Here is a 17,408-nt window from a genome sequence, read left to right as displayed (position 1 = left end):
TTATCGTTTGCGGGAGAATCCCATGATTCGTGTGACGTTTCCATCTTTAAAGAAGAGAGTCAGGGAGTTTGCATCTCCTTCGTATTTGTAGATAGCTTTCAGTCCGTTAATGAACGCCTTGCCCAAGGCATCACTTTCCGAGCCCTTGATTTCCGGATAGAGTGTCAACGATTGCGACTTGCCGTTGGCACTCCAGCTTCCGTTGAAACTCGCACGGATGCCTTGACCGCTGATTCTTGCTCCCATCAGTTCGCCATTCAATTTAGAGCCTTCAAAAACCAAAGTGAAGCTATCATCGGCTTTCAATGCTTCTTTGCTGTTTTCGGCAGCTTTCTCGTCTTGCCACAAGCCAGGATAAAACTGTGCACTGCTGTCTTTGTTCGTCAGACGGCTGAGCTTCCATGTTTTTCCCGTAAAAATTCCTATGATGTCATCCTCATTGTTGCATCCGCTCAGTACGGGAAGCAGAGAGAGCAAGAGCAACAAGCAGCCAATATCTCTTATGATGCTTTTCATTTTTTTATACCGTTTCTTATTAATAATGCGTCGATTGTAGGTTCTTGTCCGCGGAACCGCTTATAGAGCGTCATCGGATGTTCTGTGCCTCCTTTTGACAGAATGTTCTCACGGAAAGAGTCGGCCACCTCTTGACTGAAGATGCCTTTTTGCTTGAATAAAGAGAATGCATCGGCATCCAATACCTCCGCCCATTTGTAGCTATAATATCCCGCAGAGTATCCTCCGGCAAAGATGTGGGAGAATTGTGCACTCATGCAAGCTTCTTCAACTGTAGGAAGAATTTGTGCCTTTTCCCAAGCCTTCTTTTCATATGTTTTCACATCACCCTCAAACGGAGTGTTGCGTGTGTACCACGCCATGTCAAGCAATCCGAAGCTGACTTGTCTCAAGCAGGCATAGGCGGCGTTGAAGTTCGCAGAGTCTGTAATGCGCTGTATCAATTCGTCGGGCATCAATTCTCCTGTTTGATAGTGTCGGGCAAAGGTGTGCAGAAAATCTTTCTCGACGGCGTAGTTTTCCATGATTTGCGAAGGAAGTTCCACAAAATCCCAATAAACGTTGGTTCCGCTTAAACTTTCATAGGTGGAATTGGCAAACATCCCATGCAGGCTGTGTCCGAACTCGTGCAAGAATGTTTCTACTTCATCGAAAGTGAGCAGAGCCGGTTTATCTGGTGTCGGTTTGGTGAAGTTCATCACCACGGATACGTGCGGGCGGCTGTTCTCCCCGCTGTTTTTATCTATCCGTTGTCCCTTATAGCTTGTCATCCATGCGCCCGAACGCTTTCCTGCTCTGGGGTGGAAGTCCGTATAGAATACGGCAAGAAATTTGCCGTTCTTGTCGAATACTTCGTAAGCGTCCACATCTTTGTGATAGACGGGAATGTCCGGAGTCTTCTTGAAAGTGATGCCATACAAGCGAGTGGCCAAACCGAATACGCCCTCCTTAACCTTGCTCAGTTCGAAGTAGGGACGGAGCATTTCATCGTCGATATTGAATTTCCGGTCTTTCAGCTTATGAGAATAGTAGGCCCAGTCCCACGGCATCAGCGTAAAATCTTTTCCTTGTTCTTGGCGTGCCAGTGCCTGCACCTCTGCATGTTCTTGTTGGGCTGTGGGTGTATATGCATCCAGCAATTGATTAAGCAGTTTGTACACAGCATCGCTGTTTTGTGCCATGCGCTCTTGCAGATTGTATTCCGCAAAATTATCGAAACCCAACAGACGGGCAATCTCCATACGGACATTGGCCAGTTTCTTCACTATTTCCAGATTATTGAAAGCATTGTCGTGAGTGCATTTTGTATTATATGCCATATAAAGCTCGCGACGTAATTCCCGGTTGTCAGCATACATCATGAAAGGACCGTAGCTTGGAGCCTGTAGAGTAAATGCCCAACCATCGACAGATTTTTCTTTCGCAGTTTCTTTCGCTGCTTCTATTGCGCTTCCGGGCAGTCCGGCCAACTGTGATTGGTCGGTAATGACAAGTCGGTAGGCATTCGTTTCTTTCAGGTTGTTCTCACTGAACCGCAATGTCAGCAGGCTGAGTTCTTTGGACAAGGCACGGTATTTCTCTTTGGCTTCCCCTTTCAGGTTTGAGCCGTTGCGCACAAAGCCGTTGTAAATTTCTTCCAGCAGTTTCTGCTGTTCAGGATTCAAGTTTTCTTTGTCTTGTTGCTCATGAACGGTCTTGATGCGCGCAAATAACCGTGCGTTCAAGCTGATGTTGTTGGCATGCTCGCTCATCAGCGGCATGATTGTCTTGGCAAGTTCTTGCAGTTCGTCATTGGTCTCTGCGCCAAGCAGATTGCTGAATACGGAACTGACACGTTGAAGCATTTCGCCCGATTTCTCGTAAGCCGCTATGGTGTTGGCAAAAGTCGGACTTTCGGGATTTGTGATAATGGATTCTATTTCTGCATTTTGCCTGCGAATGCCTTCCTGTATCGCAGGTTCGTAGTCTTCCGTCTTAATCTTGTCAAAAGGAACAACTCCGTGTAATGTGGAGTATGTTTCAAAAAAAGGGTTTTGAGACGATATGTTGTTCATACAGCAAAGCGCTATTAAAGTTAGTATAATCTTTTTCATGTAGCCCGGACGGACATACAAGTGAACTGCTCGCAAATTTGCAAAAAAAATAGGCGACTTTTACAGAAGTCGCCTATTTTTTATTATTTTCTAACTGTATATTAGCAGTTAACCGATGCCATGTGAGCAATCAGGTCGAGCACCTTGTTGGAATAACCTATTTCGTTATCATACCAAGATACAACCTTAACGAAAGTATCAGTCAAAGCTATACCTGCTTTAGCGTCGAAGATAGAAGTGCGAACGTCACCCAAGAAGTCGGAAGAAACAACCGCGTCTTCAGTGTAGCCCAGAATACCCTTCAATTCGCCTTCGGAAGCTTCCTTCATGGCGGCGCAGATTTCAGCGTAAGTAGCGGGCTTGGCCAAGTTTACGGTCAGGTCAACTACAGATACATCCAAAGTCGGAACGCGCATTGACATACCTGTCAATTTGCCGTTCAGTGAAGGAATCACTTTACCTACAGCTTTGGCGGCACCGGTAGAAGAGGGGATGATGTTGCCTGAAGCAGCGCGGCCACCTCTCCAGTCTTTCATGGAAGGACCGTCAACCGTCTTCTGAGTAGCGGTTGTAGAGTGAACGGTGGTCATCAAACCGTCTGTGATGCCCCATTTGTCGTTCAATACTTTGGCGATAGGAGCCAAGCAGTTGGTGGTACAAGAAGCGTTAGATACGAATTGAGTGCCCTTAACGTAAGTCTTCTCGTTAACACCGCAAACAAACATCGGAGTGTCGTCCTTGGAGGGAGCAGACATTACAACATATTTTGCGCCGGCCTCGATGTGAGCCTGGGCTTTTTCTTTCGTCAGGAACAAACCGGTGGACTCTACCACATATTCTGCATCTACTTCATTCCATTTCAAATCTGCCGGATTCTTTTCTGCCGTAATACGGATAGCTTTGCCGTTTACAATCAGCTGGCTATTTTCTACGTCGGCTTCGATAGTTCCGTCGAACTGTCCGTGCATGGTGTCGTACTTCAGCATGTAAGCCAAGTAATCTACCGGGCAAAGGTCGTTAATACCAACGATTTGAATATCGTTTCTTTTCTGTGCAGCGCGGAATACGAAACGTCCGATGCGTCCGAATCCATTAATACCTACTTTAACCATTTTTGTTTAAACTTTTAAAGGTTCTTATAATATTTATTCAAATATATCTCGAATTGAAAATGCTTTTTTTAGATTTGCGGTGCAAAAGTACGAAATTGTTTTTATATTTGCACTGAAAATCATAATTAAATAATTCAAAAGATGGGAAAAAGTTCATTTTTGCAAGATTTTAAGGCCTTTGCCATGAAGGGGAATGTAATAGACATGGCTGTCGGTGTAATTATTGGTGGGGCATTCGGGAAGATTGTTTCTTCTATAGTGGCCGATGTGATTATGCCTCCTATCGGCTTACTGGTAGGTGGTGTTAATTTTACCGATTTGAAGTGGGTGATGAAACCTGCCGAGATGGTGAATGGAGAAGAAGTTGCTGCAGTGACTCTGAATTATGGCAACTTTTTGCAGGTGACCTTCGACTTTCTGATTATTGCTTTCTCTATCTTCTTGTTTATAAAATTGATTGGCAAGTTGACAGAAAAAAAGAAGAAAGAAGACGTTCCGGCCGCTCCGACTGCACCGTCTAAAGAAGAAGTGTTGCTGGCGGAGATTCGTGACTTGCTGAAGGATAAAAAATAAGTATCCCACCTGTATGGCGGTCTTTTCTGCCGGAGTCGGCAACTTTATTTATACTTCCGTGCAAGGAATTTTATATGTAGGGGATGAGCCATAAAAAACGTCGAGGAAATTTTTACTAAAAATATATTACTGATTATCAGTGTGATACAAGCAGTATCTTAAGCTATTCCGAAAGACTGTGCGGGATAACGAACCTCTGCGTAGCGCGTTGGGCAGGGTGGAGTTTGTTGAGTCATTCATTAAAAGTTGTATTTTGCCTTTGCCCATATTTCTGAATTGTGTTTGTATGAGCCAAACATTCCTTCGTTGCCTTCGAACAGGTCGCAGCCTGCCGAGAGAAGAATGTAATCATTCAGCGCATATTCGGCGGCAAAGCGACTGAACCATCCCTTATGGTTCATATCGAAGTAGGTGAAGTCGGAGAGCCACAACGTGCTTCCCAATAACTTTTTTGACACGTTGAGTGTGAGGAGTGTGCTATGCTGAGGCTGTGCAATATGGCTTTTGTATCTGAAAATACTTTCGGAAGAAAATTGTGCCGTCACCATCCATTCATGAGGACCATACCAGTCCATCCCCACGAGATAATTCAATGTGTTAAATCCTTTTTGCGTTGTGGCATTGTTCGTAGGCTTGTAGCTGAAGTGCTTCCCTACATTGAAGGCTGCTTCGCCACGCAGCACGAACTGTCCCAGCGGCTTCGACACATCGCCTCCGAAGAATCCCATGCGATAGTAGCGCGGAGACATTATGAGGTGGGTGGCTGATGGTTGGCATGTGATGACGGGCATCTTGTTCCACGTGTGCAGTGCGGCAAGAGAGAAGTCTACTCCCGGTAGGGTGAAACAGAGCCTGCCACCGTATTCCATGTTAGAGAGTCGGAACTTGGGATGACTTCCTTCCTCGCTCCATACAGGAGGTAGAGGAGATGTTTCGGGAAGCACGCTCCAGGGGTTGGTGTCGTCGGTGGGCAGTTTATACCCTTCGAGAGTGGGTACGGCAAGCAGCTCGAATTTCATTTTGTCATTAAAGACGAAGAAACGTAAGGCATTGACTGACATACGGATGTCATCGTATTCTTGTGCTAGAAATTCGGTCATATCCATGGGTGAAACCAGGTCAGTAATGCGCACGCCGTCTGCCGCTCCCCAGATGACAAGTTGCCTTCCAAGGCGGAATCCCCAATGCTCTTCCCGATGGTCGAGATACGCTTCTCGCAATTCAAAGCCTGTGCGATCTTTTAATAAAGCATTGTGGGTGGCATTGAACGAGACAAAGAGTGATGAGCTGCCAAAGTTTTTGCCTATCTCACCCCTTATCCGGGTGCGCGAAGACATAAAATCGTTTGGCTTTTCGGTACGAATGGCGTGATAGGTATCGACAAAGCCTTTAATCTGCCACGTCGATTCTTCTGCCTTTTGCCCACATGTGGGGGCATGTAAAGAAAAGAGCAGAAAAATCGATAGGAGAAATCTTGCCGGGAAATTACTTACGCTTGCCATCAGAACCTGCCTTTCTCCAAAGTGGTAACATTGAATCCGGTTTCCTCTATAGGGATGTTGTATTTCGGATTCTTAATTTCAAGAATCGTCTGATGTTCCGTCTGCACATTGGTCATGTGCATTTTTCGGGCTGTCCAGAAACCTTCGACCTTGGCAATGTCCGATATTTCGAGACGGCGGTGCAACTTACCTATTTTGTCGTAAAACTCGACCCTGACTGGTATCAGGCAGTCTTGCCGTATCAGGGCTGTTTTCTTGGAATAAATATCTCGTTTGTCTTTAGGGGTGGACTCTAACTTCCAGCACTTGTATCCGCCGATGGTTTCTTCGCCCAATAGTTTGTGCGTGTCTTCATCCACATTGCGGCTGCCCATGTCGTCATAGGTAAAGTCGCTGCCCATAAAATAATCTTGCTTGGCAGACGAACCGCTGATGCGACGGGTTTTCTTCATTGCGGGCAGATAGAGCCATTTGTCGTCATCCTTGTTCGGGTCATCGTAGTCCCACGTGAGGAATCCCGTACCTTTTACGTCTCCGGGATATTGAAAAAACATGATGCTTTTGCGGTCTTTCTTCTCTTTGCCCACATCAATGGAATAAGAGATGAGTTTACGTTCACGCACCGCGCCGCGCTTGTTGACCAGTTTCATCGTCAGTTCCGATTGACGGGTGTATCCATCGGGGCGGTCTTTTACTTTTTGGGCGATTTCTCTACCCGTTTGTGCTATTGCTGAGGCTGTGAATACGACGGCCGTAGCTGCCATTAAGATGAATCTTCTCATTGTTCTATGTCTATTTGTTAATCTTCTTTATTCATCGGCTGTCTGTTTTCCTTATCGGTTTCCTTACCGAACAGACGTAACTTTTGGAATAATATGGGGGTGGCACAGAGGTCGGCAAGCAATGCCGACATGATGCCGGCTACGGACAGCATACCCATGTGCATAAAGGATAGACTTTCGGATGTGGTATAGATGGCGAAGTTGGCGCAGATTACGACACTCGTCAGAATGATAGGTGTTCCGATGGTGCGGAATGAACGCAGAATGGCTACACGGTAATTGCCTTGGCGGTCGAACTCCAAATGTCCGTGGTTGATAAAGTGGATGGTGTCATCCACTGCTAAGCCCAAAATCATTGGCATGATGGTGGCTGTCATCATGTCTAACGGATAGCCCAGCCAACCCATCAGGCCGCCAACCACCATAGCCGGAGTAATATTGGGTATCAAACCGATAAGTCCGATGCGCACACTGCCGAAGACAAGAGTCATCAGCACTCCGATAACAAGGAGTGCGATGGCGAATGAAATCATTTGTCCGCGAGCCACATACTGCATCATCACCGTAAATTGAGGAATGCTTCCCACGGCGGTGACAGTGGCTTGAGGGAAAAGTTTGGAGGCATAAGCTGTAATATTGTTCAACTCTCGTTTTGTTTCCCCCGAATCGTAGTTGTTCATCTCCACCATCAGCCGTAGACGGCGGTAGTCGTAATCAATCCAGTATTCCGCTTCGCTACCGCCTGCATTTTCATAGAGAAGCAGTAGTTGGGCCACCTCGTCCGGGTTCCGGGGAATGGTATAGTATGTGGCATCGCCATCATGCAAGGTTTGATTCAGATCTTTGAGGATGTTCAACACCGTAGTCGTTCGTTTGGTCAGTTTATAGCCATCGGCTTCTTGTGCTAAGGAGTCTAATCGTACGAGCATTTCGGGAGATTTTGCTAATCCGTCTTCAGGAAAATCTATCATTATATCATAGGTGTAGACAGAACCAAGTTCGCTTTCGCCGACGTCCAACAGGTTGTTTACATAGGCTATCTTTCGTCCCATGGTGCGCTCCACGTCGAAAGCTGTCTCTATTTTGGAGAACTGGTAGATGAAAACTACTGTAAATAATCCGGCAATCCATAGAATTAACGTGCTGTGCCTAAGTACGCTTTCTCCCCAATGTTCCAATAGGCAATCAAGCTGGTGTCCACCTGTTTCCTGTACTTTGGGATGTGGCTTGCCGTTCTTGCCGAAACTTAATGACACGGGCATCAAGGTGATGGCGATAAAGAACGCCAGCATCACGCATGAAGAGGTGGCGATGCCGACAAATCGCATGGGCTGCATCGGTATGGCAAGAAATGACAGTAAAGCGGCAAAAGTGGTAAGCGCACTGAACAATACCGGCCAGCCCATCTCGCCCACGGTTTCTTCTACAGCTCGTCTTCGCTCTCCGTGCATGAGGAATTGCCGTTTAAAATAAGAATAAATATGTATGTTGTAGGCTATCGATACTGCAAACGCCAACAGCATAGGTATCATCAGCATGCCACTGTCTATTGTCATACCGATGTATCCTAATATGCCATACACAATTATGATGGAACTCACAGCCGTGATGAGCGGCACTATAACTCCCCTGAATGAGCGTGTTACCAATAATAGAATCAAAATGGAAACAAGAGTGGCAAAGCCCATGACCCGAGGTACTTCTTTGTCTATCCATTTCATCTTCATGGCTGTGATGTAGGGCAAACCCGAACCTTTGGGATGGAGACTTTTGTATTTGTCTTTAGTGATGATATGTTCCAGTTGGTTGCCGGTAAGCACTTCCGGAGAAACCGGCTTCTTCCCTTTATTCCAGACAGAATCTTCAGGAAAGGTTCGCAGCTTGAGGATAATCCACGAGAGAGTACCGTCTTTGGATACAAGTCGCTTGGCAATGTGTGATTTCAGATAAGCTTTGCGGCGTATTTCTTCCAAGCCAGAGGCGGTATCGGGGATGATGTCCGGCACAATCTGTTCGATAGTCATTCCTTCTTCACTGCCCACCATAAACTCGATGTCGGTGAGTGACGTGATTTTGTCAGCGTATGAAAGGCTGTCCATCATCTCGTTCGTGAGTTCGCGGATAAGCTCTAAGTTTTCTTTCGTAAAAGAATTATCGCATTGGGTCAGTACAGCAGCAAAGTTGTCATTGCCGAATATGGCTTTGAATTCGTCTGTCTTGACAAGCATCGGATCGTCTTCGAGGAAATAGTCGTCCCATGAGGCAGTTATCTTGAAATATTTTAGCCCCATAAAGCCTATGACAAAAACAAGAATAAAGCCGCCTAATACTTGCAGGCGTTTTTGCACCATCCATTTGCCTCGCAGGGCAAACCACTCGTTGATTCTTTCTATTTTCATTATTTGTTATTTGTAAGTTGTTTCAGTTAAATGCAAGAATAGAATAGTGCGTCAGCAGTCCAAAAGAGAACACCGCTCCGTTTCGTTCAAAAAAAACAAAGCGAGCCGCCCTTTGCCGGCGGCTCGCTTCATGGAATACATTGCTGTCATGTTTCGACCTGTCTTTATTGAGCCTATAGGAAGATTCAATTGTTTCATTTTTTTTCTTTTATTTTATAACAAAGTTCGTTATATATCCGTTGAATTACAATACCTAAAAATGGTGATTTTGTGCTAAGAAAGAACTTGTCTTGCCGTGACAATTCTTTTAAATTATGCTTGGGCCTCTTTCCAAACGCTTTAAGAAAGTATTTTCTTGGTTAAAGCAAGGACGACATTCTAAACGAGTTAAAAACAGGGTCTTGATAAATTTCCTTTAACGTATCTTTTTTAAGGGAATGTTATATTGTTTGGTAACCGATTTTTCTTACTTTTGCATCCCATAAAGAAAAACATAACGATTTGATATGCAAGAAAAAATTCTAATTCTTGATTTTGGTTCGCAGACCACACAGCTTATAGGTCGCCGTCTGCGCGAACTGAATGTCTATTGCGAAATTGTACCTTACAACAAATTTCCATACGGAGATGCGAGTGTAAAAGGAGTTATCCTTTCGGGTAGCCCCTTTTCCGTTTATGATAAGAGCGCTTTCAAGGTAGATTTGAGTGGAATTCGCGGGAAGTACCCCATTTTGGGCATCTGTTACGGTGCGCAGTTCATCTCTTATAGCAACGGCGGAAGGGTGGAACCTGCCGGAACCCGCGAATACGGGAGGGCGCATCTCAGTTCGTTCGATTCGGCAAATGCCTTGTTCAAAAGGGTGAAGAAGAACACGCAGATCTGGATGAGTCATGGAGATACGATTACTGCCATTCCTGATAATTTCAAGGTGATAGCTTCTACGGATAAAGTGGTGATTGCCGCCTATCAGATACAGGGAGAAGATGTATGGGGGGTGCAGTTTCATCCCGAAGTATTCCATTCGGAAGACGGTACACAGATTTTGCGCAACTTCGTGGTGGAGATTTGCGGATGCAGCCAAAGCTGGAGTGCCGCATCGTTCGTAGATACTACAGTGGCAGAACTGAAAGCACTGCTTGGCAATGACCGTGTTATCTTGGGACTTAGCGGTGGTGTGGATTCGTCTGTGGCTGCCGTATTGCTGAATCGCGCCATAGGCAATAACCTGACCTGTATATTTGTGGATCACGGTTTGCTTCGTAAAGACGAGTTCAAGAATGTGATGCATGATTATGAGTGCCTGGGACTGAACGTGGTTGGAGTGGACGCTTCCGATAAGTTTTTCAAAGACTTGGAAGGCATTACAGACCCTGAAACGAAACGCAAGATTATCGGTCGCGACTTTATCGAAGTGTTCGATGCGGAAGCGCATAAGATAACCGATGCGCGTTGGTTGGCACAAGGCACTATTTATCCCGACCGTATCGAAAGTCTGAACATTACAGGTAAGACAATCAAAAGCCATCATAATGTAGGAGGTTTGCCCGAGGAGATGAATCTTAGGTTGTGCGAACCGTTGCAGTGGCTGTTTAAGGATGAAGTTCGTCGTGTGGGGCGCGAATTGGGTATGCCCGAACAATTGATAACCCGCCATCCTTTCCCCGGGCCGGGACTGGCCGTGCGTATTCTGGGCGACATTACACGCGAAAAGGTACGTACACTGCAGGAGGCCGATGATATTTTTATTCAGGGCTTGCGCAACTGGAAAGTGAAAGATGTCGATGGTAACGAAACTTCTCTCTACCATCAGGTATGGCAGGCGGGTGTTATCTTGTTGCCCGTGCAGAGTGTGGGTGTGATGGGCGACGAACGCACTTACGAGCGTGCCGTGGCTTTACGTGCCGTTACTTCTACCGATGCCATGACTGCCGATTGGGCGCATTTGCCTTATGAGTTTTTGGGCAAGGTGTCCAATGACATTATAAATAAGGTGAGAGGAGTGAATCGTGTGACTTATGATATTTCCTCAAAACCACCCAGCACCATAGAGTGGGAATAATGCTTTCTTTTTCAGGTATAAATTGATATGGATTCCACGGATTTAGGCAGTAAGAACAAACTATCCGTGGAATTTTTGTTTGATGATACATGCTTATAAGAGTTTTTCGGCATCAGGGATGACGATTTCACCTCTATGCAGTTCAATCAAGCCTTTCTTCTGCATATTGTTCAGCACTTTAGATACTCCCAGGCGAGTGTCGTTCATCACTTGAGCCAAAACTTCCATCTTGATTTTTAAAGCTTTCTCGCCTGACGGGCGCTCAATATGTGACAAAATAAAATTTTTGATATGCTCTTCAAGACTTGGGGCACTTTTAGTCCACAAGCGGTTGTTCAAGTTCTGGGTACGATTACTGATGATGTTTATGTAATTCAGGCGGAATATCTCATATTTGAGGAGTTCGGTCCTGACAAAGTCCTTGCTTACACTTACCGTGTGCACTTCTGTCCGGGCCGTAAGCGTTGAGACATGAACAGTATTCATGCCGAATGGTGATTGCGGTTCTATAAGATAAGGGGCTTGGAAATACTCTGTGAAACTATATGAGTTATCCTTGGATAGGGTAGTTGAAGCAACTTCTCCTTTCAAGGTGAATATGAGTCTGCCGCACACGTCACCGGCTTTTACAATGACTTCACCGGCTTTGTGTTTTGTAAAGCTAAGTTTTATCTTTTCCAGAATGTTGGTGAAATCTTCCTGAGCGAGGCCCTGAAAGAGCGGCAGTTGCAAGATGGTATCGAACATTGTATTCATGATGGTTCTTTAATCTTCTGGTTTGGTGACAAAAGTAGGCATTATCAATGTGTGCACTAAACTCCAAGTGTCTCTTTTTATTTTTTTTATTATTTCTTAAACGTGCTACTCAGAAACAGTATTCTTTTCTTTCTTAATCTCTTCTTCTTCCTCTTCATCATCGGCAAACGGTTCGGGGCGTTGCGGTCCGCGGTGCATGAACCCTATGGCGGATAATGTGCCTGCTATGGCGCCGCTGATATGCCCTTCCCAAGAGATGTTTGTCCGGACAAACTGCGGGAACATATTCCACACCAGACCGCCATATAAGAATGTGACCAATAGGGAGATGGCAATGAGCGGTACGTGACGGCGCAGTATACCGCTTAAAAATAGGAAGAAAGCCAATCCGTAGATGATGCCGCTGGCACCGATATGCCATCCCGGCTTACCTATCAGAAAGGTGAGTATGCCGCAACCTATCCAAATGGAAAAGAAGATGTAGGAGGCTATGTGCCGGTAAAAATAGAAAAGGCACCATGCTAGGAAGAATAATGGTATTGTATTGGCCATCAGGTGCTTGAATCCGCTATGTGCCAAAGGGTATGCGAAAATTCCAAACACGCCGCGTCTCTCCATTGGATATACACCCAGGTGGGTGAAGTCCCAGTTCATACCTATCTCCAGGACTTTCAGGATGTATAGAATGAATAGTAGAAATAAGGGTATAGCGGCTGCCAATGCCATTTTGCGCATTTCATTTTTCATCGTTTAGCAGGTTGATTTGTTTTTTTCTACAATACTACGGAATATTTGACTGAAAGCCGAAAAAAAAACTACTTTTTATTTTCTCTATTAGCTTTAATTCGTATTTTTGGAACTGTTAGACACATTGTTGTCTGGTTACCTGAAAAATTAACCTTTAAATAATAATGCACAACTATGAGTTATTTACGATTTGATAAGACTTTAATGATTAATTTGCAAGAATCTTTGCCAAGAGAGATTCTTCGGACAAATAAATCCGGAGCTTATCATTGTACAACAATCGTGGATTGTAATACACGCAAATACCATGGGCTTTTGGTGATACCCGTTCCTAATTTGGATGATGAAAACCATGTCTTACTGTCTTCTCTGGATGAGACTGTAATCCAGCATGGAGCAGAGTTCAATTTAGGGTTGCATAAGTATCAGGGAAATCACTTCAGTCCCAACGGGCATAAGTATATTCGAGAATTCGATTGCGAAAAGATTCCGGCTACTACTTATCGTGTAGGCGGTGTGATTCTACGTAAGGAGAAGATTTTTGTACATCATGAAAACCGGATTTTGATTCGTTATACCTTGGTTGACGCCCACTCGGCAACTACGCTTAGGCTCCGGCCTTTTCTTGCTTTTCGTAGTGTGCGCGAGTACACACACGAGAATGGGCAGGCAAGTCGAAATTATCAGCCGGTGGAGAATGGCATTAAGACTTGCATGTATTCCGGTTATCCGGAACTTTTCATGCAGTTGAATAAGAAAAATGAGTTTCACTTTCAGCCCGATTGGTATCGTGGCATTGAATATCCCAAGGAACAAGAGCGCGGGTATGATTTCTACGAAGACCTTTATGTGCCCGGCTATTTCGAAATAGATATCAAAAAAGGAGATAGCGTTGTCTTTTCTGCCGGTATCTCGGGGATTGCCCCCCGCAACTTGAAGCGAATTTTTGATTCGGAGGTGGAGGATCGTACTCCGCGTGACAGTTTCTATCATTGTCTGAAAAACTCTGCGCATCAATTCCACAATAAGCAAGGAGAGGAACATTACGTTTTTGCCGGTTATCCTTGGTTTAAATGCCGTGCCCGCGATTTGTTTATCTCTTTGCCGGGATTGACGTTGGGCATTGAGGAGCAAGAAGAGTTTGAGGATGTCATGAAAACTGCTGAAAAGGCTATCCGGCAATTTGTCAACGGAGAGCCTTTGACATATAAGATTTACGAGATAGAACATCCGGATGTGCTTCTGTGGGCTGTATGGGCATTGCAACAATATGCCAAGGAGACGTCTCGCGAGCGTTGCAGACAGATGTATGGTGCGTTGCTTGAGGAAATAATGAGTTATATTCTTGGTCGTAAACATAGCAATCTCTTTCTACATGAGAACGGACTGCTCTATACAAACGGTACAGAGAAAGCCGTGACATGGATGAACTCTACAGTCAACGGAAAGCCTGTGACGCCCCGTACCGGTTATATTGTAGAAGTGAACGCTTTATGGTATAATGCACTTCGTTTCACGGCCGATATGTTCCGTGAGGGTGGGAACACACTCCTCGCTGACAATCTGGATGCCCGGGCAGAAATGGCCGGCAAATCTTTTGTTGATGTATTCCGCAATGAGTATGGTTATCTGTTTGACTATGTCAATGGGTATATGATGGATTGGAGTGTCCGTCCGAATATGATATTTGCCGTAGCCTTCGACTATTCTCCTTTGGACAGAGTGCAGAAGAAACAAGTGCTGGATATCGTGACAAAAGAATTGCTGACTCCGAAAGGCCTGCGCACGTTGAGCCCTAAGAGTGGCGGCTATAATCCGAACTATGTCGGCCCTCAGCAACAAAGAGACTATGCTTATCATCAGGGTACGGCGTGGCCATGGTTGATGGGTTTCTATATGGAAGCATACTTACGCATTTATAAAATGAGCGGTATATCGTTTGTCGAAAGATATCTGATTGGTATGGAAGATGAAATGACCTCTCACTGTATCGGGGCCTTGCCCGAGCTTTTCGACGGCAATCCTCCGTTCGTGGGTAGAGGGGCGGTATCTTTTGCCATGAATACGGCCGAAATCCTGCGTATCTTGAAGCTGTTGTCTAAGTATAATTTATAAAGGAGGAATTGAAGATGAAAGTTTTAATGTTTGGATGGGAATTTCCTCCCAAGATATATGGCGGTCTTGCTGTTGCTTCTTACGGGATTACCAAAGGGTTAAGTCTACAGGGCGATGTGGAAACGGTATTCTGCATGCCCAAGCCCACCGGAGAGGAAGAAGACTTCCTGAAGATAGTAGGAATGAATCAAGTGCCTGTTGTGTGGCGTGATGTTGATTACAACTATTTGAAGTCTCGTCTCACCGGTAAGATGTCCCCTGAAGACTACTGGTCTTTTCGGGACCATATTTATGCTGATTTTTCTTATTTGCATGTCAATGACATCGGTTGTATGGAATTTGCAGGTGGCTATCCCGGCAACTTGCATGAAGAGATAAACAACTTCTCTATTATTGCCGGTGTGGTGGCACGTCAGCAACAATTTGATATTATTCATGCGCATGATTGGTTGACTTATCCCGCAGGAGTGCATGCCAAGATGGTGAGTGGCAAGCCGCTGTGTATCCATGTGCATGCCACCGACTTCGATCGTTCGCGTGGTAAAGTCAATCCCACTGTTTATGCCATGGAAAAGAACGGCATGGATTATGCCGATTGCATCATGTGCGTATCCGAACTTACTCGTCGCACAGTCATTAATGAGTACCATCAAAATCCTAAGAAAGTGTTTGCGATGCATAATGCCGTTTATCCGCTTTCGCAGGAGTATCAAGACATTTCTCGCCCCGACCACTCCAAAGAGAAGGTGGTAACGTTCCTCGGACGCATCACCATGCAGAAAGGACCTGAGTATTTTGTGGAAGCTGCGGCTCTTGTTTTGAAGCGTACGCGGAACATTCGTTTTGTGATGGCCGGTTCGGGAGATATGATGAATGCGATGATCAATTTGGCAGCCGAACGGGGTATTGCCGACCGATTTCATTTCCCCGGCTTCATGAAAGGGAAACAGGTATATGAGGTATATAAGAACAGTGATGTGTTTGTCATGCCTTCCGTTTCCGAGCCTTTTGGTATTGCGCCGCTTGAGGCAATGCAATGCGGTACCCCTTCTGTCATTTCCAAACAGTCGGGTTGTGGCGAGATTCTCGATAAAGTGATGAAGACCGATTATTGGGATATTCATGCGATGGCCGATGCTATTTATTCCATTTGTACAAATCCTGCTCTTTTCCATTATTTGCAGGAAGAAGGAAAGAAAGAGGTAGATGGAATAACTTGGGAAAAAGTGGGTCTGAAGATTCGTGCTCTCTATGAGGATGTGTTAAGAAACTATGGTAAATAATAAAAAACTAATGGATATGAGAACTATCTGTCTTTATTTTGAAATACATCAAATCATTCATTTGAAGCGTTATCGCTTTTTTGATATAGGTACCGATCATTATTACTACGATGATTATGCCAATGAGATTAGTATAAATGAGGTTGCCGAACGATCTTATATACCGGCTCTGACCACTTTGATTGAGATGGTGAAGACGTCCGGCGGAGCTTTCAAAGTTGCCTTGTCCATTTCGGGTGTGGCGCTTGAGCAGTTAGAAATCCATGCTCCTGCCGTTGTTGATTTGCTGCATCAGCTCAACGATACCGGTTGTTGCGAGTTCCTTGCCGAGCCTTATTCTCACGGACTTGCGTCTTTGGCCAACGAAGATTGTTTTAAGGAAGAGGTGATGCGACAGAGTGCAAAGATGAAACAAATGTTTGGTAAAGCTCCGAAAGTGTTCCGCAACTCAAGCCTGATTTATAATGATGAAATCGGTGCGATGGTGGCTGCTTGGGGATTCAAGGGAATATTGACCGAGGGCGCCAAGCATGTTTTGGGCTGGAAGAGTCCGCACTATGTATATCATTGTTCCATGAATCCGAATCTGAAATTGTTGTTGCGCGATTTCAAATTGTCCGATGATATCAGTTTGCGCTTCTCCAATTCCGAATGGAATGAATATCCCTTGTTTGCTGACAAGTATATCGGTTGGATTGATGCCTTGCCACAGGAAGAGCAAGTCATCAACATCTTTATGGAACTTTCTGCTTTGGGCATGTCTCAGCCCTTGTCTTCCAACATTTTGGATTTTTTGAAGGCTTTGCCTGTTTGTGCCAAGCAGAAAGGTATCACTTTCTCTACTCCTACGGAAATCATTACCAAGCTGAAATCCATATCCCAGTTGGATGTGCCTTATCCGATGTCTTGGATAGACGAGGAAAGAGATACGAGTTGCTGGTTGGGAAATGTGATGCAGCGTGAAGCATTCAATAAACTGTATAGCGTTGCCGAACGGGTTCATCTTTGCGACGACCGTCGCATTAAACAAGACTGGGATTATTTGCAGGCAAGTAACAATTTCCGGTTTATGACAACCAAGATAAACGGTGTCGGCTTGAATCGCGGCATCTATGAATCCCCTTATGACGCATTTACAAACTACATGAATATCCTCGGTGATTTCATGAAGCGGGTTGATGCTCTCTATCCGGTGGATATTGACAATGAAGAGTTGAATGCCTTGCTGACGACCATCAAAAATCAGGGGACTGAGATAGAAGAGCTGCATAAAGAATTGGATAAGATGCAGGCTAAACTGGAAAAAGCAAAAGGTGTGGAGAAGAAAGAGACTAAAGCGGAAGTCAAAGCTACCGCAAAGAAATCCCACCCGAAAGGAAAAAGAATAACAGGTTCTGCCTTAAAGAATGCGGATAAATGATAGGACACTCTTCTTGTTATTAATAAAAATCCTCCTGATTCTACTGTGAA

General features: G+C 45.0%; 13 protein-coding genes. 5 read left to right on the top strand and 8 right to left on the bottom strand.

From position 1 onward, the window contains the following. The 3 genes from C4H11_RS05730 to gap all read right to left on the bottom strand — a co-directional run bounded on the left by C4H11_RS05730 (position 1) and on the right by gap (position 3,721). Entirely contained in the window at positions 1 to 516 is a 516-nt protein-coding gene (locus C4H11_RS05730; RefSeq protein ID WP_106040828.1) for a DUF4847 family protein, read from the bottom strand. Then, entirely contained in the window at positions 513 to 2,570 is a 2,058-nt protein-coding gene (locus C4H11_RS05725) for a M3 family metallopeptidase (RefSeq protein ID WP_106040827.1), read from the bottom strand. Before C4H11_RS05725 ends, C4H11_RS05730 begins: the two co-directional genes overlap by 4 nt. 140 nt (positions 2,571 to 2,710) lie before the next feature. Then, the gene (gap, locus tag C4H11_RS05720) at positions 2,711 to 3,721 is read right to left on the bottom strand and encodes a type I glyceraldehyde-3-phosphate dehydrogenase (RefSeq protein ID WP_106040826.1); all 1,011 of its coding nucleotides are present in this window, start codon (positions 3,719 to 3,721) and stop codon (positions 2,711 to 2,713) included. A gap of 141 nt (positions 3,722 to 3,862) precedes the next feature. On the opposite strand from gap, the gene mscL reads away from it, so the two are divergent. Then, positions 3,863 to 4,294 (top strand): large-conductance mechanosensitive channel protein MscL, encoded by a 432-nt coding sequence (gene mscL / locus C4H11_RS05715; RefSeq protein WP_106040825.1) that lies wholly within the window; start codon positions 3,863 to 3,865, stop codon positions 4,292 to 4,294. Positions 4,295 to 4,533: 239 nt separating this feature from the next. Here the strand turns inward: mscL and C4H11_RS05710 are convergent, their stop codons facing one another. The 3 genes from C4H11_RS05710 to C4H11_RS05700 are packed head-to-tail and all read right to left on the bottom strand — an operon-like array spanning position 4,534 to position 8,977. Further along, the gene (locus tag C4H11_RS05710; RefSeq protein ID WP_106040824.1) at positions 4,534 to 5,796 is read right to left on the bottom strand and encodes a DUF1302 family protein; all 1,263 of its coding nucleotides are present in this window, start codon (positions 5,794 to 5,796) and stop codon (positions 4,534 to 4,536) included. Beyond that, positions 5,796 to 6,578, bottom strand: a complete 783-nt coding sequence (locus C4H11_RS05705) for an outer membrane lipoprotein-sorting protein (protein WP_106040823.1) — start codon at positions 6,576 to 6,578, stop codon at positions 5,796 to 5,798. Before C4H11_RS05705 ends, C4H11_RS05710 begins: the two co-directional genes overlap by 1 nt. A gap of 17 nt (positions 6,579 to 6,595) precedes the next feature. Beyond that, positions 6,596 to 8,977 (bottom strand): efflux RND transporter permease subunit, encoded by a 2,382-nt coding sequence (locus C4H11_RS05700; protein ID WP_106040822.1) that lies wholly within the window; start codon positions 8,975 to 8,977, stop codon positions 6,596 to 6,598. 506 nt (positions 8,978 to 9,483) lie between these two features. Here C4H11_RS05700 and guaA point away from each other — a divergent pair. Continuing rightward, positions 9,484 to 11,037 (top strand): glutamine-hydrolyzing GMP synthase, encoded by a 1,554-nt coding sequence (gene guaA / locus C4H11_RS05695; RefSeq protein WP_106040821.1) that lies wholly within the window; start codon positions 9,484 to 9,486, stop codon positions 11,035 to 11,037. A gap of 93 nt (positions 11,038 to 11,130) precedes the next feature. On the opposite strand, the gene C4H11_RS05690 is transcribed toward guaA, so the two are convergent. After that, on the bottom strand, positions 11,131 to 11,793 hold the full coding sequence (locus C4H11_RS05690; protein ID WP_106040820.1) for a Crp/Fnr family transcriptional regulator: 663 nt from the start codon (positions 11,791 to 11,793) through the stop codon (positions 11,131 to 11,133). Between the two features lie 105 nt (positions 11,794 to 11,898). Next, positions 11,899 to 12,540 carry a rhomboid family intramembrane serine protease gene (locus C4H11_RS05685; protein ID WP_106040819.1) on the bottom strand — a complete coding sequence of 214 codons (642 nt, stop codon included), beginning with the start codon at positions 12,538 to 12,540 and terminating at the stop codon, positions 11,899 to 11,901. Between the two features lie 174 nt (positions 12,541 to 12,714). Here C4H11_RS05685 and C4H11_RS05680 point away from each other — a divergent pair, with 174 nt between their 5' ends. The 3 genes from C4H11_RS05680 to C4H11_RS05670 are packed head-to-tail and all read left to right on the top strand — an operon-like array spanning position 12,715 to position 17,358. Then, on the top strand, positions 12,715 to 14,655 hold the full coding sequence (locus tag C4H11_RS05680) for a glycogen debranching enzyme N-terminal domain-containing protein (RefSeq protein ID WP_106040818.1): 1,941 nt from the start codon (positions 12,715 to 12,717) through the stop codon (positions 14,653 to 14,655). A 14-nt stretch (positions 14,656 to 14,669) separates the two neighbouring features. Continuing rightward, positions 14,670 to 15,938, top strand: coding sequence for a glycosyltransferase family 4 protein (locus C4H11_RS05675; RefSeq protein WP_106040817.1), 1,269 nt, complete (start codon positions 14,670 to 14,672; stop codon positions 15,936 to 15,938). A 16-nt stretch (positions 15,939 to 15,954) separates the two neighbouring features. Then, on the top strand, positions 15,955 to 17,358 hold the full coding sequence (locus tag C4H11_RS05670; protein WP_106043162.1) for a glycoside hydrolase family 57 protein: 1,404 nt from the start codon (positions 15,955 to 15,957) through the stop codon (positions 17,356 to 17,358). Positions 17,359 to 17,408: the final 50 nt, after the last annotated feature.

Source organism: Bacteroides zoogleoformans, from assembly GCF_002998435.1.
Classification (GTDB): Bacteria; Bacteroidota; Bacteroidia; order Bacteroidales; family Bacteroidaceae; genus Bacteroides; species Bacteroides zoogleoformans.
This window is presented reverse-complemented; position numbering and strand designations above follow the sequence as displayed.

Excerpts from the sequence above, each read along its gene's own strand:
- C4H11_RS05670 (WP_106043162.1), top strand. The coding sequence starts at position 15,955 with ATGAGAACTATCTGTCTTTATTTTGAAATACATCAAATCATTCATTTG.
- C4H11_RS05700 (WP_106040822.1), bottom strand. The coding sequence starts at position 8,977 with ATGAAAATAGAAAGAATCAACGAGTGGTTTGCCCTGCGAGGCAAATGG.
- guaA (WP_106040821.1), top strand. The coding sequence starts at position 9,484 with ATGCAAGAAAAAATTCTAATTCTTGATTTTGGTTCGCAGACCACACAG.
- C4H11_RS05705 (WP_106040823.1), bottom strand. The coding sequence starts at position 6,578 with ATGAGAAGATTCATCTTAATGGCAGCTACGGCCGTCGTATTCACAGCC.
- C4H11_RS05680 (WP_106040818.1), top strand. The coding sequence starts at position 12,715 with ATGAGTTATTTACGATTTGATAAGACTTTAATGATTAATTTGCAAGAA.
- gap (WP_106040826.1), bottom strand. The coding sequence starts at position 3,721 with ATGGTTAAAGTAGGTATTAATGGATTCGGACGCATCGGACGTTTCGTA.
- C4H11_RS05675 (WP_106040817.1), top strand. The coding sequence starts at position 14,670 with ATGAAAGTTTTAATGTTTGGATGGGAATTTCCTCCCAAGATATATGGC.
- C4H11_RS05730 (WP_106040828.1), bottom strand. The coding sequence starts at position 516 with ATGAAAAGCATCATAAGAGATATTGGCTGCTTGTTGCTCTTGCTCTCT.
- C4H11_RS05690 (WP_106040820.1), bottom strand. The coding sequence starts at position 11,793 with ATGAATACAATGTTCGATACCATCTTGCAACTGCCGCTCTTTCAGGGC.
- mscL (WP_106040825.1), top strand. The coding sequence starts at position 3,863 with ATGGGAAAAAGTTCATTTTTGCAAGATTTTAAGGCCTTTGCCATGAAG.
- C4H11_RS05725 (WP_106040827.1), bottom strand. The coding sequence starts at position 2,570 with ATGAACAACATATCGTCTCAAAACCCTTTTTTTGAAACATACTCCACA.
- C4H11_RS05710 (WP_106040824.1), bottom strand. The coding sequence starts at position 5,796 with ATGGCAAGCGTAAGTAATTTCCCGGCAAGATTTCTCCTATCGATTTTT.
- C4H11_RS05685 (WP_106040819.1), bottom strand. The coding sequence starts at position 12,540 with ATGAAAAATGAAATGCGCAAAATGGCATTGGCAGCCGCTATACCCTTA.